We start from the raw sequence: 15,331 nt of genomic DNA, 5'->3' as shown, positions 1-15,331 counted from the left end.
ATCAAAAATTTACTGATGACGCAAAAGGTCCACCTGATGACGTTATCGTGTTTTTACTTGAATTTGAATTTTGTCATGAATATAGTTGTGATTCATTCGTTCCCACGGAAAAAAGGAGTTTTTATGTCCAGATCGGCAACTTGGCAAAATTCCGAACCGGGACAGAATGTTCGGAAATACGCCGATTTTTTAACCACGATTTTCAACCGGGCACAGATCATGCCCTTTGCCGTGAGGTTCTGGGACGGCAGTGAGTGGCGGCACGGCGACGCTGCCCCGCACTTTACGCTCGAACTGAAGCATCCGGGAGCATTACGCCGGATGTTCTGGCGACCGAGTGAGCTTTCCCTTGGTGAAGCGTTTATTTACGACGATTTCGATGTCCATGGCGACATGGAAGCGAGTTTCACGCTGGCGGAGTATTTGTTTAACCGCGGCTGGCGCCTGACCGAAAAATTACGCCTCGCCCGGAAGCTTTTGTGCCTGCCCCGCAAAAGCGACATGGAGAGCGCGTGCGCCACCGCACAGCTGCGTGGCCGGGCGCATTCAAGGAACCGCGACGCCCAGGCCATCGAATACCATTACGATATTTCCAACGATTTTTATCAACTTTGGCTGGATCAGCGGATGATCTATTCCTGTGCTTTCTTTCATCACCCCGATGATGACCTCGATGTGGCCCAGGAGCGTAAGCTTGACTACCTGTGTCGCAAATTGCGCTTGCAGCGGGGCGAAACATTGCTCGACATCGGTTGCGGTTGGGGCGGACTGATTCTCCATGCAGTAAAAAATTATGGCGTCACGGCACTCGGGATTACTTTAAGTCGCAATCAGGCGGATTACGCCAATGAGCAGATTCGCAAAGCCGGTTTGGCAGGGGACTGCCGGGCAGAGATCTGTGATTATCGCGATACTCCCGCAACTAAAGAATTTGACAAAGTGGTCAGCGTTGGCATGTTTGAGCATGTTGGCGCGAAAAAACTTCCGGAATATTTCAAAAAAGTTTACCAACTTCTCAATGACGGGGGAGTTTTTCTTAATCACGGTATCACACGCTCGGTTGAAGATACGAAAAACCGTGGCCCGTCATTCATCGATACGTATGTTTTTCCTGATGGTGAACTGCTGCCGATCAGTACCTCGCTGCGTATCGCCGAAGAGAGCGGTTTTGAAATTCGCGATGTCGAAAGTCATCGTGAACACTACGCCATGACTCTGCGGCAGTGGGTCAAACGGCTTGAAGAGCGACGGGATGAGGCGCATGAACTGAGCAATTCTCGTGTCTACCGGATTTGGCGGGCATATATGGCCGGTTCAGCCTACGGTTTCGAGACTGGTCGCATCGGACTCCATCAGACGCTGATGGTCAAGTCGCGCAAGCAGGCCAGCGGTCTGCCATTGACCCGCTGTGACTGGTATCGGCCCTGTCCGAGCGGTTATCATTAGGCTTTTTCCTGCACAATCTCCCCCGTAACCGGGGGCTCTTCAAAGCTGATCCGTCCCAGCTTGCCACCGCGCATCTCGTGCAATAACAGTTCTGCGGCGCGAACCGGATCAACCTCGCCACCGCTGATCAAGCAGCCGCGGCGTCGACCGATGGCATGAATCAGTTCGTCCCCGGCGAGCGGCAGTGCTGTCAATGTGTAACGTTCCTGAAGCCGCTGCGGATAGCGGGAGCAGAGAAACTCGGCACTGAAGCGTGCCACCTCGATCGTGTCCAGGGCGTTGTCGCCGATGGCGCCGCTGGCGGCGAGACACTGGCTGCCGTGGTGGTCTTGCAGGTTCGGCCAGAGCAGCCCCGGACTATCGAAGAGGCGGATACCGTTGCGCAGGTCGACTTGCTGCGGGCAGGTGGTGATCGCCGGTTTGTCGCCGACGCGGGCAATTTTTCGACCGATCAGGGTGTTGATCAGGGTCGATTTGCCGACATTCGGAATGCCGACGACCAGTGCCCGAATATCCCGCCCTTTACTGCCACGTTTCGGCACCAGTTTGCGACAGAGTTTTTGAATTCGTTCCACTTCGCCGCGCTGTTTTGCCTCGATCGGCAGGGCACGTACTCCCTGTTGTTGTTCAAAATAGGTTACCCAGGCGGCAGTCGTCTGCGGATCAGCCAGGTCACTCTTGTTCAGCAGCTTGATGCATGGGCGCTGGCCGCGCAACTCCTGCAACAGCGGATTGGAGCTTGCCTGCGGCAGGCGGGCATCGAGAACTTCAATCACCACATCGACTTTCGGCATCATGTCGAGCAGCTCACGCTGCGATTTACGCATATGTCCGGGGAACCAGTTGATCTTCATCTGTGTATTATCCTCTCTGGTGGTCGGACTCTACACCATATATTGCGGCGGGACAAGGTCAGTCGTCTTTGCTGATGCGGCGGTGGCGGCTGACCGAACAACATATCCCCACCAGACAGAGGACGCTGAAGGCGACCAGCGCGACGCGCATGCTGAGGAGAAAGGCCGGGGCGGTATTCGGGGTGACTGCGTGACCACCCATCAGGATCGAAAAAATGATCGTAATGATCGTCATGCTGGTCATCATTCCCAGGGTGCGCATGGTCGCGGCCATCCCCGAGGCAACACCGAGATAACGCGGTGCGACGCTCCCCATGATGACACTCATGTTGGGGGAGGAAAAGAGGGCAAACCCGGTGCCGAGCAGGAGCAGGATGAGGACGATACCAAAGAGCGAGGTGGTCGCGGAGATGGTTGCGGCGACAGCCAGCCCGCCAGCACACAACGTCATGCCGGCGGTCGCGACACGTTCTGCCGGCCAGTGGTCGGCCAGTCGCCCGCACAGCGGTGAAAGCAGGGTCTGGGCCACCGGCTGAATAATCAAAATCAGCCCCGCCGTGCGTGGCGACAGCCCTTTGACATATTGCAGGTAGAGGCTGAGAAAAAAAGTGACGCCAAAGGTCGCGGCGTAGTTGAGCAATGCGGCCAGATTGCTCAGCGCAAAGGAGCGGTTGTCGCGCAGCAGGGCGATATTCAACAAAGGGAATGCGGTGCGCGCTTCGACTGCGATGAAGATCCCCACGCCTGCCACTCCTGCTGCGGCCAACCCCCAGGCCCAGAGGCCGCGCTCCAGTTGTGACGCGCCGCTGATCAGCAGCAAGATTGCCGTGGCGTAGATCAGCGCGCCGCGCCAGTCGAACGGTTCACCGGCGGCGTCGGCCCATTCACCGCGCAATTTTAACAGCAGGGTCACAAATACGATCAGCCCGAGCGGGACACTCAGATAAAAAATTGAGCGCCAACCGAAGGTCATGGTCAGGCTGCCGCCGATAAAAGGCCCGCACGAGAGCCCGGCATAGACGCTGGCCACGGCGATGCCGAGTGCGCGTCCGCGTTCCTCGGCCGGAAAGACCGATACCAGAATCGCGGTACTGGTCGCCATGATCATCGCTCCCCCCATCCCCTGGAGCAGCCGAAAGGCGATCAGTGCTTCTACCGACCAGGCCTGCGACAGTAATCCACAGGAAAAAGTAAAGAGCAAAATGCCGTACTTGAAGACCCGGCGCCGACCGTGAATATCCCCCAGCCGCCCCATCGCCAGCAGAAAAATTGACGCCGCAAGAACATAACTGGTTTCGATCAACCCCAGTTGCTTGGCGCTGGCGGCAAATTCCCGCCCGATCGTCGGCAGGGCAATGCCGACCGCAGACATCATGAACGGCATGAGAAAGAAGGCCACGCAAACGGCGAAAAGAGTGGCGGATTGTGAAATTTTGTTATCCATAGAGTTAAGGGCTACCCATTCCTGAAAACGCCGATGTCGTAAATTTGTCTGGCATTCTTGTATAGCGCATGCGGGAAAATATGGCCAGATTTTAGCGGGCTCCTTACCTGAAGATTCACCTAAAGACTTCCACTGCCGCCGCCGACGTGCTATAAAAACCTTTTCAGCAGTAATTCATTTGCTCCTTGTTTATCCCCTGTCAGGCGCCCGCCGCGCCGGAGGAAGAGCGTAGAATGGCAACGCAACTTGGTGATTATCTTCTGCAAAAAGGCTTTATTACCAACGAGGATCTGGAGGAAGCGCTTCAATATCAGGTGATTTACGGCGGCAAGCTCGGGACCAACCTGCTGGAGATGGGACTGATCGACGAAGAGGAATTGACCACGGCGCTGACGAAGGTGTTGGGGACCCCCGCTGTCGATCCGAAAGATTTGCAGAACATCTCCCCCGAGGTCCTCAAGCTGATCCCCGAGGCGACGGCCAGCGCGTTTCGCTGTCTGCCGGTCAAGGTGGAGGGGCGCAGACTCTTTCTGGTGATGGAAGAACCTAATAATCTGCAAGCGATCGACGAAATTTCCTTTAAAACCGGACTGATTGTCAAGCCGCTGATTACCCCTGAAGTCCGCTTTATTGCCGCGACGGAACGTTACTACAACATCAGTCGGCAATTGCGCTATGTCGATACCGGACACAGCTTTGTGCAGAAAAAACGGGTTCGCAATCGTAAAAAGGCGGAACCGGAACTCAAATCCGCACCGCCGCAGCCATTGTCCGCCGAATTTGAAATTCCGCTGGCGGAGCATTCTCTGGATGAAAGTGTTCCTGAGAATTCTCCTGCGGTTGTCGTTGCTCCTGCTACAGTCGCACCGCTGGAGATTGATTTTGAAGATGCCGTCGCTATCGGGGCGGGACAGGAGGCTGGCGGTGCGGTTGCCACTCCTCCGCTTGCGGCTCCTCCCCGCCGCGCTGCCGACGCGGTTGCAGAGCCGGAGGAACTCGACGAGCTGGAGGAACTGGAAGAGTTGCAGGAGGAGAGTTTCCTCCCCGCGACACTTGAAGAATATACCTTTGAAAAAGTCTCGGAATTGCTGGCCATGGCCGAGGATCGGGAAGAAATTGCCGAGTTGATGATCGGTTATCTGGCGAATCGCTTCGACCGGTGTGCCCTCTTTTTGATCCGTGGCGGACAGGCCAACGGCTGGCGAGCAATGTTTGCCCGCGACGAGGTTACCGCGTTCACCGAGCTTGAAATTCCACTTGACGAGCCCTCGGTGCTGAAGACGGTCGCCGAAACACGCAGTTTCTATCTTGGTCAGATCGGGCGTTCGCCGTTTAATTCGATGATCTTTCAGGCCCTTGGCGGCCAGTTGCCCGACTCCGCGCTGCTGGTGCCGCTGGTGATGATGGGGCGCGTGGTCAGTGTGGCCTATGTCGATTCGAAAGGGCTTGATCTGAGTCAGCAGGTGGCTGATCTTCAGCAGATCACCAACAAGGCGTCGATGGCGTTTGAAATTCTGGTGCTGAAAAATAAAATCCGCATGATGTAACTTCCGGGACACCCTTTCGTTGAACTATCTGGTCGATCTTTATCTTGCCCGCCCGACCGCGGCTGATCGATTGGGATCGTTGCTCGGGGATGATGTCAAGGGACCACTTGATGGGCGTTATTCGACGAAGATTACCGCCGGGATTGTGCGCCATCGGGGCGCGAATGACATGACACCGGTTGGCGGATGGGCTGCACGAATGACACACCCATTACCCTGAATTGCGCGCCGATTTCGGCATCTTTCTGGCTGCTGCGCGCGATTTTCTTGCTCAGGATCTGTAAGAAAATAACATGACCATCTTGCCTCTCATTTTCCGGCCATCTTCGGTCGCAGCTCAATCACAAAATCCTCGACTTAGCCCCGCCAGGACTGTGGTTTTGTTCAATCGCTGCAACCCAATCGGGCCCAAATCTGAGCGCAATATTGGCCCTTGTTTTCCTGCAGGCCCCAACGATCAATAATGAAACACAACGGACAGGAAGATATCATGATTCGCGACGAAATAGAGTGGGACACGCCGCCGCAGTGGCAGGAACTTGATCAGCGGCAGTTAATCGGCAGCCTGCGTTTTGTTTCCGGTGAGCCGCACGGTGAGCGTCTGCGGCTGCGTTATTATCTGGTTGATGACGCGCATACGCTGGCGGCCAGGGTCTGGTTTGGTCCGGGGGCCGCTGGTCCGCCGGGGCTCGCCCACGGCGGGAGCATTGCGGCGGTTTTTGACGAGGTATTGGGGCTGACCGCCTGGGTCAAGAAGTATCCGATTGTGGTGGCGAACCTTAACGTGAACTTTCGCACCGCCCTGCCGCTGGAGACAGTGACGACACTGATGACCCATGTCGAATCGTTTGTCGGGAGGAAGATCAGTGTCCGGGGGGAGTTACGCGGTCCCGGTGATACGCTTTACGCCGATGCAAGCGCCTTGTTACTGGTGATCAATCCGGAAAAATTTGCGAAAAAAGCAGGAGTCTAGCCGCAATGTTATTTATCGTTATCTTTTCCGCTCCCGTGGGTCTGCTCGGTCTGTATCTGGCCTACCTCTGCTATCGGCAGACCCGTTATCCCCAGGCGCTGGTCATGGCTCTGATTGCGGCGGTCATGCTCGCGATCACCGTCGCGGTGATTGGCATCGGACTCTTTACCGAGCAGACGATTCAAGACGGATTAGCCCCGCTTACGCGTTGATCGGCCAGTCTTTTTCAAACCCTTCCGGAAAAAAATTTTCCCGCGTGCGATTGAAGTAGCCGTACTGAAGCTGCGGCACCGCAGCCTTGAGCCGTCGCAACATCCGCATCATGCCGATCCCGCTCCCTTGCGGGTTGAGTGCCCGCCAGTAGAGCGCCGGATCGATGGCCAGATTACGCAGCTGGATCAGATCGACCCCGGCACTGCGCACCAGTTCGATCAGCGCCGTCACTTCATCTTCGCGGTCGGTCACGCCGGGGAAGACCAGATAGTTGAGCATGGTGAAAAGCCCGTTTTTTTTCGCCCGGTGGAGCGCTTCGACGACATCGGCAAAGTGGTAGCCGCGGGGCCGATAATAGGCGTTGTAGAACGGTTCCTGTGCCGAGTTGAGCGAGACGCGAAGTGAATCGATGCCAGCGGCGGCCAGTTGATCGATGGCGTCAGGGAGCGAGGCGTTGGAGTTGAAATTGATCGTGCCGCGCGATGTGTGCCGCCGCATCTCGCGCACTGCGGCACAAATCGTCTCGGCTTGCATGATCGGATCACCCTCGCACCCCTGACCGAACGAAACGATGGCATTCTCGGCCTGTTCGAGATGGGGGACGGCGACCTCGCACAATTCCGCCACCGTGGGGACGAAGCTCAGGCGCTCCTGACTCGACGGGCAACACTCCGCTTCCTGCAACGAAATACAGCCGACGCAACGTGAATTGCAAATCGGTGAACTCGGCAGGGGCGCTTCCCAGCGGCCTAAAAAAAGGTTCTTGGCGGCAAAACAGTGATAATCGACCGCGCACCGCGCCAGTTGCTCGTAGAGCCGGTTGTTCGGGTAGGCGGCGAGCCGTGAGCGCACCAGCGGGTCGAGCCGACGATCATCGAAATGCTCCGGTTCCCACTGGCGGTTGCGATCCACCGCCACTGCCGCTGTGTAGAAACGCTCTTCCTCAACACACCAGCCGACCGCCGTGTAGGACCAGAGCGGCAGTTGTTGCCGTTCCCCCAGCCAATCGACAGCGGGGAGTAAGGTACGGGTGTAGCCGGGAGTCAGAAACGCGGCGACGGCCTGAAGCACTCCGCCCCCCCATTTGCGCGGCAGGCGCTTGGCGGTGACAATCTGTCCCCGCCGCCGTTCGAAACCGCGCGGATGGGTGTCGGGGAGGGTAAACAGGCGACTTCCTTCCGGCAGCGGGATCAGTTCGTCCCCTTCCGGAAGGCGCTCATCAATGCCGTTGCAGCCGGTCAGCAGCAGCCAGGGGTGCTCAAAAACTTCGCCCTGTGTATCGGCGACCAGCATGCGGATGGTTTTCGTCTTGTTCATGGAGAGCAGTCTAGCGGGAAGCGCGTTGCCGGTCAATATCGATGGCCACAAAGAGTGATTTTTTCAATCGTTGCGACAGGGAAGGGTTAATTTGACGCAGGTGAATTCTCCTTCACGACTGTCGACAGACAGTTCGCCGCCATTCGCTTCAATCAATTGTCGACAGATACTCAGACCAAGGCCGGTTCCATCGCTGGCCGGTTTGGTGGTGAAGAAAGGTTCGGTGACACGTGGCAGCAGTGCCGCCGGGATGCCGCTCCCGAAATCTGTGACTGAGAGTTGAACGTTACTACCTGCACGGCTACCTGCAATGACGATTTTTTTGTCAGGATGGCTTGCCGGAAATTTATTATGCAGGGCGTGGCGGCTGTTGCTGATCAGGTTCAATAATATTTGCAGCAGTTCCTGTGGATCGAAGATGATGTCGGGTAACTGCTCTGCGCAGACGGTTTCGACATCAATGTTCATCCTTCTTAACTGCGCATTGGAAAGGAGCAGGGCTTCTTCAACCGTCGCGCAAATGTGCGTTCGATACTCGCCCCTCCCCGTTTTCCGCCGGGCAAAATTGAGCAGGGAAGCAACGATTCTGGCGATCCGTTCCCCTTCATGAATGATGCGTTGACAAATATCTTTCGAGCGGACCGGTTCGAAGTCGCTGCGGGAGAGGATGTCGGCATAGTTGATCACGCCATTGATCGGATTGTTGATTTCGTGGGCGACTCCGGCGGCCAGTTCACCGAGCAGTTCCAGCTTGCCGCTGTGGAGCCGTCTTTCCTGCTGTTCGGCTTCGGTGGAAATGTCTCTGAAAATCAACACCGCGTTGGTCAATTCCGTATCGTCGTTCAACATCGGAAAGGCCTGTTGCTGGTAGAGTTTCTTGTTGATGTGGACGCGGCAGGTTGCGTTGATTCCTCCGCTGGTCGCCGCGTCATCGATGGCGTGAACATTTCTCAGCTTGACGATATCATAATACGATTGACCCGTCAGACTGTCTTTTGCGTCAGAAAAGAGTTCGGTGGCACTCTGGTTGGCCCAGACCACGGTGAGGTCTTGATCGAACAGCAGAATAGGGTCACGAATGGCGTCGAAGAGTGTTTTGAATTGCCGGGTGAAGTTGCGGTAACTTTCCTCGCGGATGGCCAGCTCCTGCTGAGCTTTGCGGAGGTCCAGCAGCGCCTGCCATTGATGCAGGGCACTGTCAATGATCTTTGGCAGTTTGCGCAGCGTGGTCGATGATTTGACGATGTAGTCGAGCGCGCCCAGTTTGAGGGCATTGACTGCCTGCTCCTCATTCCCTTCGCCGGTCAGGATGATGCAAGGGAAAGTTCTTTCCGTGTGCGGACCGGGGAGAAGTTCCGTGCCCTTGCCGTCGGGAAGAGACAGGTCAATGATGGCCAGATCAGGACGTATCTGGCTCAGGAACGCTTTCGCTTCATTCAGGTTTGACGCGGTGGTAATATGAAAACGCTGTTCGCGATTTGACAGCGACTCAAGAATTGCCTGGAGCTGGGTCGGTGAATCTTCCACCAGTAAGAGATTAAGCATAGTGAATTTAGACCTTTGTCGGAGTGTTGAAAGGTTTTATAATGTAGTTTTACGCCACCTGAAAGTAAAGCAATTTTTAACTTGATTCAAGCACAGCGAGGCAAATGAGCGGATTTGATGCGCACAACGCTGACCACACTCCACAGTAAATACATTCATGCCAGCCTGGCGCTGCCTTATCTGGCGGCGTACTGCGCCGCGGATTGCACAGCGATCGAAATTCGCGAGTTTACCGTGCATGAGCCGAAAATCAACGTGCTGGCGGCGCTGCTGGCGACGGAACCGGATGTGGTTGCGTTCTCGGTCTATCTCTGGAACCGGCGCGAAACGCTGGAGCTGGTCGCTGCTTTGCACGCCGTGCGCCCAACGGTGCGCATCGTTCTCGGTGGCCCGGAGGTGTCGTTCGATGGGCCCGCACTCTTTACGCAACACCCCGGCATTAGCGCACTGGTGCGCGGCGAGGGAGAGTTGCCGCTGCGGGCGCTGCTGTCCGCCTGGGCGCGAGGTGCCGAGCCGGACGATTTGTCCCGCCTGACGCTGCGCCGTGACGGCGCGGTCGTTGTCGGTCCGGACGCCCCGCCGCTGGCTGATCTCGACACCCTGCCATCCCCTTTCACGGCGGGGCTGGTCGATGCGCAACGCGGCCTGGTTTATTATGAGACCAGCCGTGGGTGCCCCTATCGTTGTGCTTTCTGCATGAGCGCCCTTGATACCGAGGTGCGTTCCTTTTCACGCGCGCGGATCGAAGGCGACCTGGGCTGGCTGCTCGCACGGCGGGTGCCGGTGATCAAGGTGGTTGACCGGACCTTCAATTACAACGCCGCGCGGGCGCGCGAGATTCTCGCCTTTATTGTGCAGCACCATCGCGCCAGCCGGATTCATCTGGAGATCGGGGCCCAACTCCTCGACGAGGAAACCCTGACGCTGCTCGAAAATGCTCCGCCGGGGATCTTCCAGTTTGAAATCGGTGTGCAGACAATCTTGCCGGAAACCCTTGCCACGGTTGGACGAACATTGTCGGCAGCATCTCTGGAAACGGTCGTGCGCCGCTTGCGCCGGGCAAACAATATCCCTGTGCATCTCGACCTGCTCGCCGGCCTGCCGGGGGAAACGGAACACGATGTGCTTGCCGCGGTCGACCGGATGCTGGCGTTGCACCCCCATCATCTGCAACTGGAGCCGGTCAAGCTGCTCCCCGGCTCACCGTTACGCGACCGCGCGGCCGCGCTTGGACTGGTCTACGATCCCCATCCCCCCTATACCGTGCTGACGACGCCGACGCTGTCATTTGCCGCGCTGGAGCGGCTGCGTGATGTGAGTCGAATCCTCGATCTGACCTGGAATGACGGAAGCTTGATCCGTTTTCTCAACGGCCTGGCGGTCCTTCGCGGGTCATTGGCCGCCGCCGTAGCGGCGCTGGCGGACGACTGGCGGGGGCATGATTATTTTCGTCAGCCGGTGGCACGGCGCGGAGTCTTTGAGCGGATCTGGCGATTTGTCCGGGAACACTTCCGGGGCGATGATTTTGCCCGTTTGCGTGATCTGCTGGCGCGCGATTTGGCCTGTAGTGAACGGATTGTGCCGGGGAAAGCGCCGGAACTATTTGACGATGCGTTGGGTGAGGAAGAAACGCGCGCGGCACAGAAGCTGGTGCGCAAGGAAGTGGACGCGGTACGCGGGCAGGGGGTAAAGGTGATGCATTTTGCTGCCCGCTTCAGTCACCTCCCCGATCAGCCGGAACCGGTCGTTGTCGTCTTTTTTTATCTGACCCGCAGCGGCGCGGGGATGACAGTGAAAGAAGTTGTTGTCGGTTCTGAGTGAATGGAGGAGGACGTGCTCTCCGGGTTTTTTCAGTGCTGCAATCAAACCGATCAAATCCTTGACCACCGCTCATTTTCCATGCTATTTTATTCCATTTTAACAAGGCAATTTAATGATGTATTTCCCCACTCTTGAAGAATTTACCCGGCTTTGTGACGAGGGTAATCTGATTCCGGTCTGGCGTGAGATTCTGGCGGACATGGAAACGCCGGTGTCGGCGTTCAGGAAGATCGATGACGGACGCACATCCTTTCTCCTCGAAAGTATCGAAGGGGGCGAGAAGTGGGCCCGCTATTCGTTTCTGGGCAGCGGGCCGGGGCGGGTCTTTCGCAGTCGTGATGACTATTACGAGATCGTCGCCGACGGTGCGGTCATCGACAGTGGTCGCGGGGTTAACCCGCTCGATGAGTTGCGCCGTTTCATGGCGCAGTATCAGCCGGTGCCGCTGGCTGAACTGCCTCGCTTTTGCGGTGGTGCCGTCGGCTATCTCGGTTACGACACGGTCCGTTTTGTCGAAAGTTTGCCGGACCAAAATCCGCGCGAGATCGACGTCTGGGATAGCTGCTTTCTGCTCACCGAGAAACTGCTGATCTTCGACACTATGCGGCAAAAGGTCAAGGTGGTCTGCAATGTTCATCGGGGTGACGCTGAAACTCCTGCGCAAGCCTACCGCCGCGGGGTAACCGCAATTGACGCGATGATCGAACAATTGCGGCAGCCGTTGCCGGTGGCGCACGGCAAGGCGGTGTCCGGCGACGTCGAGCTGATCCCGAATTTCAGCCGCGAGGAATTCAAGGCAGCGGTCGAACAGTGCAAGGAATATGTGCGGGCGGGAGATATTTTTCAGGTGGTCCTGTCGCAGCGCTTTAGCGGTGTGCTCGATTGTGATCCCTTCGATATTTACCGGGCGTTGCGGACGATCAACCCCTCTCCCTATATGTTTTTTCTGCGCTTCGATGACACGCTGGTTATCGGCGCTTCCCCTGAAGTGCTGGTGCGCAAGGAGGGGGATCAGGTCGAAGTGCGTCCGATCGCCGGAACCCGGCCGCGCGGTGCCACGCCCGAGGAAGACGGGCGCCTGGAGCAGGAGTTGCTGACCGATGCGAAGGAACTGGCTGAGCATATTATGCTGGTCGATTTGGGGCGCAACGATCTCGGGCGGGTGTGCCGGACCGGCACGGTCGAAGTGGATGAATTGATGGTGGTCGAGCGCTATTCGCATGTCATGCATATCGTCTCGAATGTGCGGGGCAAACTGAAGGATGGTTGTGACGCGCTCGATGTTTTCGGTGCCGCTTTCCCGGCCGGAACCCTTTCCGGCGCGCCGAAAATCCGGGCGATGGAGATCATCGACGAGCTGGAACCGTGCCGCCGCGAAATTTACGGAGGCGCGGTCGGTTACCTGTCTTTTTCCGGCAATATGGATATGGCGATCGCGATCCGCACGCTGATCGTCAATCAGGGTCGCATCCATCTTCAGGCCGGTGCCGGGATTGTTGCCGATTCCGACCCCGAGAGCGAGTATCAGGAGACGCTGAGCAAAGCGCGCGGCGCACTGAAAGCGATTGAAATGGCGCGACGGGGGCTCGACTGACATGGTGTTGATGATCGACAACTACGACTCCTTTACCTATAATCTGGTTCAATATCTGGGCGAGCTCGGTGCCGATGTCGTCGTCTACCGCAACGACAAGATCACGCTCGACGAAATTGCCGCGCTCAAGCCGCGCCAACTGGTGATTTCCCCCGGCCCCTGCACGCCGGGCGAGGCGGGGATTTCGGTGGCTGCCATCGAACGTTTTGCCGGCATGATTCCAATCTTCGGTGTGTGCCTCGGCCATCAGGCGATCGGTCAGGCGTTTGGCGGCAAGGTGGTGCGCGCCGCGACCCTGATGCACGGCAAAACGAGTCTGATTCATCACGCCGGGAGTGATATTTTTGCTGGACTCGATAACCCCTTTGTGGCGACACGCTATCATTCACTGATTGTTGAACGGGACAGCCTGCCGGACACTGTACAGATCACCGCCTGGACCGAGGACGGCACCATCATGGGGCTGGCACATAAAGAGCTGCCGGTCTGGGGCGTTCAGTTTCATCCCGAATCGATCCTCACCGGGGCGGGGAAACAGTTGTTGCAGAATTTTCTTAATTTGACCTGATAGCGCGCGATTTATTGCGGGCGCGGTCGATGGTGCCCGGTGGAGGATAAAATGATCAAGCTGGCGATTGCGAAGGTGGTGGAACGGCAGAATCTTTCCGAAGGGGAGATGGTCGAAGTGATGGATCAGATCATGTCCGGCGGAGCGACGCCGGCGCAAATTGGTGCGTTGATCACCGCGTTGCGCATGAAGGGGGAGACGGTTGCCGAGATCACCGGCGCGGCCAGGGTGATGCGCGAGCGTGCCACGCCGATCAGGGTCGGTCGCAATGTCCTCGATATCGACCGCGACGAGATCAACCTCGACCAGGAGACGATCCTCGATGTGGTCGGCACCGGTGGCGACGGTACCAACACCTTCAATATCTCCACCACCGTTGCCTTTGTTGCCTCCAGTTGCGGCATCAAGGTCGCCAAGCACGGCAACCGCTCGGTGTCCTCGGCGTGCGGCAGTGCCGATGTGATCGAAGCGCTGGGTGTTAACCTTGACGTCACCCCCGAGGTGGTTGAACAGTGTATTAACGAGATCGGCATCGGGTTTCTCTTTGCCCCGGCCCTGCACGGGGCGATGAAATACGCTATCGGGCCGCGCAAGGAGATCGGTATTCGCACCATCTTCAATATCCTTGGTCCGTTGACCAACCCGGCCAAGGCCGATTGCCAGGTGATGGGAGTCTATCGCGAGGATCTGGTTGAACCGCTGGCGCAAGTGCTGCACAATCTCGGCTGTCGGCGCGGTTTCGTCGTCTGCGGTAGCGACGGTATGGATGAGATCACCCTGACCGGTCCGACCACGGTGGCGACCGTCAGCGCCGACGGGGTCGGTGTCGACCGCATCACGCCGGAACAGTTCGGTTTTAGCCGCTGCACCATGGCTGATCTGCGCGGTGGCGATGCCCGCGGGAATGCGCTGATCGTGCGCGGCATCCTTGCCGGGGAGCAAGGGCCAAAACGCGATATCGTTCTGCTCAATGCGGCCTATGCGCTGCTGGCCTCCGGCAAAGTGACGTCAGTTCGTGCCGGGATTACCCTTGCGGCGGAGGCGATCGATTCCGGACGCGCTTTAGCGCAGGTTGAAAAACTGGCGCAGCTGACCAGCCAATGACCGCTTCCCCTCAAATTCTCAAGACGATTGTCGCCCATAAGCGCGACGAGGTGGCCGCCGCGCGCGCCACTCTGCCAGAGGGTGAACTACGGGCGCAACTTGCCGAGCTGAAGGATCAACCGCGCGGCTTCATGCGCGCTCTGCGCGCGACTCACGCGTCCGGCAGGACGGCCATCATTGCCGAAGTCAAGAAAGGGTCGCCGTCGCAGGGGGTGATCCGTTCCGATTTTGATCCCCTGGCGATTGCCGAGATTTACGCGGCGGGCGGCGCCGCCTGTTTGTCGGTATTGACGGACCATAAATTCTTCCTGGGGGAGCTGCATTTTCTTCGTCTGATTCGTGAGCAGGTCAATTTGCCCTTGTTGCGGAAAGATTTTATCTGTGATCCCTACCAGATTGTTGAGGCCCGCGTTGCTGGTGCCGATGCGATTTTGCTCATCGCCGCCATGCTTGACCTGGCGCAGTTGCGTGAGTTTTCCGCGCTGGCCGCTGAATTGCACCTCGATGTGCTGCTCGAAGTTCATGACGAACGCGAGCTGGAACTCGCGTTGCAGACCGATTGTGCGCTGATCGGCATTAACAACCGCAATCTGCAAACCTTTGTCACCGCGCTGACGACAACCGAGCGCTTGCTGCCGTTGATTCCGGCAGAACGCTTTGTGGTCACCGAGAGTGGCATCAGTCACCGGGCCGAGGTTGAGCGGTTGCAGCACGCCGGGGTGGGGGCCTTTCTGATCGGCGAAGCGCTGATGCGCGAGGCCGATATCGGTGCCAAGCTGAAAGAGTTGCTCGGGTAAAGGCAAAAGCCTTCACCACGAAGAACACGAAGGACACGAAGAAAATCGGTTGAGGTTCACATCATAATACGCATCACCAGCTGTGGATGCTTTGTGATATTGAAGATT

At 57.5% G+C, this 15,331-nt stretch carries 14 protein-coding genes; 10 read left to right on the top strand and 4 right to left on the bottom strand.

Features of this window, described 5'->3' with window-relative positions; all coding sequences use genetic code 11:
* The first annotated feature begins 123 nt into the window (after positions 1-123).
* Complete coding sequence (locus tag K0A93_03920) at positions 124-1,446, top strand: cyclopropane-fatty-acyl-phospholipid synthase family protein (GenBank protein MBW6511253.1); 1,323 nt, start codon at positions 124-126, stop codon at positions 1,444-1,446.
* Here K0A93_03920 and ylqF read toward each other — a convergent pair.
* Complete coding sequence (gene ylqF / locus K0A93_03915) at positions 1,443-2,300, bottom strand: ribosome biogenesis GTPase YlqF (protein MBW6511252.1); 858 nt, start codon at positions 2,298-2,300, stop codon at positions 1,443-1,445. The two genes, K0A93_03920 and ylqF, sit on opposite strands and share 4 nt — an antisense overlap.
* Positions 2,301-2,358: 58 nt before the next feature.
* Positions 2,359-3,744: an MFS transporter gene (locus tag K0A93_03910; protein MBW6511251.1), complete on the bottom strand. Its 1,386-nt coding sequence runs from the start codon at positions 3,742-3,744 to the stop codon at positions 2,359-2,361.
* Between the two features lie 233 nt (positions 3,745-3,977).
* Between K0A93_03910 and K0A93_03905 the strand changes: the two genes are divergently transcribed.
* From K0A93_03905 to K0A93_03890, 4 genes are all read left to right on the top strand, one after another.
* Positions 3,978-5,291: a hypothetical protein gene (locus K0A93_03905; protein ID MBW6511250.1), complete on the top strand. Its 1,314-nt coding sequence runs from the start codon at positions 3,978-3,980 to the stop codon at positions 5,289-5,291.
* Positions 5,292-5,310: 19 nt separating this feature from the next.
* Positions 5,311-5,511 carry a hypothetical protein gene (locus K0A93_03900; protein MBW6511249.1) on the top strand — a complete coding sequence of 67 codons (201 nt, stop codon included), beginning with the start codon at positions 5,311-5,313 and terminating at the stop codon, positions 5,509-5,511.
* Positions 5,512-5,754: 243 nt separating this feature from the next.
* Positions 5,755-6,264, top strand: a complete 510-nt coding sequence (locus tag K0A93_03895) for a PaaI family thioesterase (GenBank protein MBW6511248.1) — start codon at positions 5,755-5,757, stop codon at positions 6,262-6,264.
* Between the two features lie 5 nt (positions 6,265-6,269).
* The gene (locus K0A93_03890) at positions 6,270-6,476 is read left to right on the top strand and encodes a hypothetical protein (protein MBW6511247.1); all 207 of its coding nucleotides are present in this window, start codon (positions 6,270-6,272) and stop codon (positions 6,474-6,476) included.
* On the opposite strand, the gene K0A93_03885 is transcribed toward K0A93_03890, so the two are convergent.
* Together K0A93_03885 and K0A93_03880 are read right to left on the bottom strand one after the other, a co-directional pair.
* Positions 6,466-7,794: a radical SAM protein gene (locus tag K0A93_03885; GenBank protein ID MBW6511246.1), complete on the bottom strand. Its 1,329-nt coding sequence runs from the start codon at positions 7,792-7,794 to the stop codon at positions 6,466-6,468. The two genes, K0A93_03890 and K0A93_03885, sit on opposite strands and share 11 nt — an antisense overlap.
* Positions 7,795-7,857: 63 nt before the next feature.
* The gene (locus K0A93_03880; GenBank protein MBW6511245.1) at positions 7,858-9,339 is read right to left on the bottom strand and encodes a response regulator; all 1,482 of its coding nucleotides are present in this window, start codon (positions 9,337-9,339) and stop codon (positions 7,858-7,860) included.
* Positions 9,340-9,456: 117 nt separating this feature from the next.
* Between K0A93_03880 and K0A93_03875 the strand changes: the two genes are divergently transcribed.
* From K0A93_03875 to trpC, 5 genes are all read left to right on the top strand, one after another.
* Positions 9,457-11,160 (top strand): DUF4080 domain-containing protein, encoded by a 1,704-nt coding sequence (locus K0A93_03875; protein ID MBW6511244.1) that lies wholly within the window; start codon positions 9,457-9,459, stop codon positions 11,158-11,160.
* A 115-nt stretch (positions 11,161-11,275) separates the two neighbouring features.
* On the top strand, positions 11,276-12,754 hold the full coding sequence (gene trpE / locus K0A93_03870; GenBank protein ID MBW6511243.1) for an anthranilate synthase component I: 1,479 nt from the start codon (positions 11,276-11,278) through the stop codon (positions 12,752-12,754).
* 1 nt (position 12,755) lies between these two features.
* Positions 12,756-13,322 carry an aminodeoxychorismate/anthranilate synthase component II gene (locus K0A93_03865; protein ID MBW6511242.1) on the top strand — a complete coding sequence of 189 codons (567 nt, stop codon included), beginning with the start codon at positions 12,756-12,758 and terminating at the stop codon, positions 13,320-13,322.
* 51 nt (positions 13,323-13,373) lie between these two features.
* A complete protein-coding gene (trpD, locus tag K0A93_03860; protein MBW6511241.1) occupies positions 13,374-14,426 on the top strand; it encodes an anthranilate phosphoribosyltransferase in 1,053 nt (350 codons plus the stop codon).
* The gene (gene trpC / locus K0A93_03855; protein MBW6511240.1) at positions 14,423-15,223 is read left to right on the top strand and encodes an indole-3-glycerol phosphate synthase TrpC; all 801 of its coding nucleotides are present in this window, start codon (positions 14,423-14,425) and stop codon (positions 15,221-15,223) included. The genes trpD and trpC overlap by 4 nt, the downstream gene beginning before the upstream one ends.
* Positions 15,224-15,331 lie beyond the last annotated feature (108 nt).

The organism is Desulfuromonadaceae bacterium, from assembly GCA_019429445.1.
Lineage (GTDB): Bacteria > Desulfobacterota > Desulfuromonadia > Desulfuromonadales > JAHYIW01 > JAHYIW01.
This window is presented reverse-complemented; position numbering and strand designations above follow the sequence as displayed.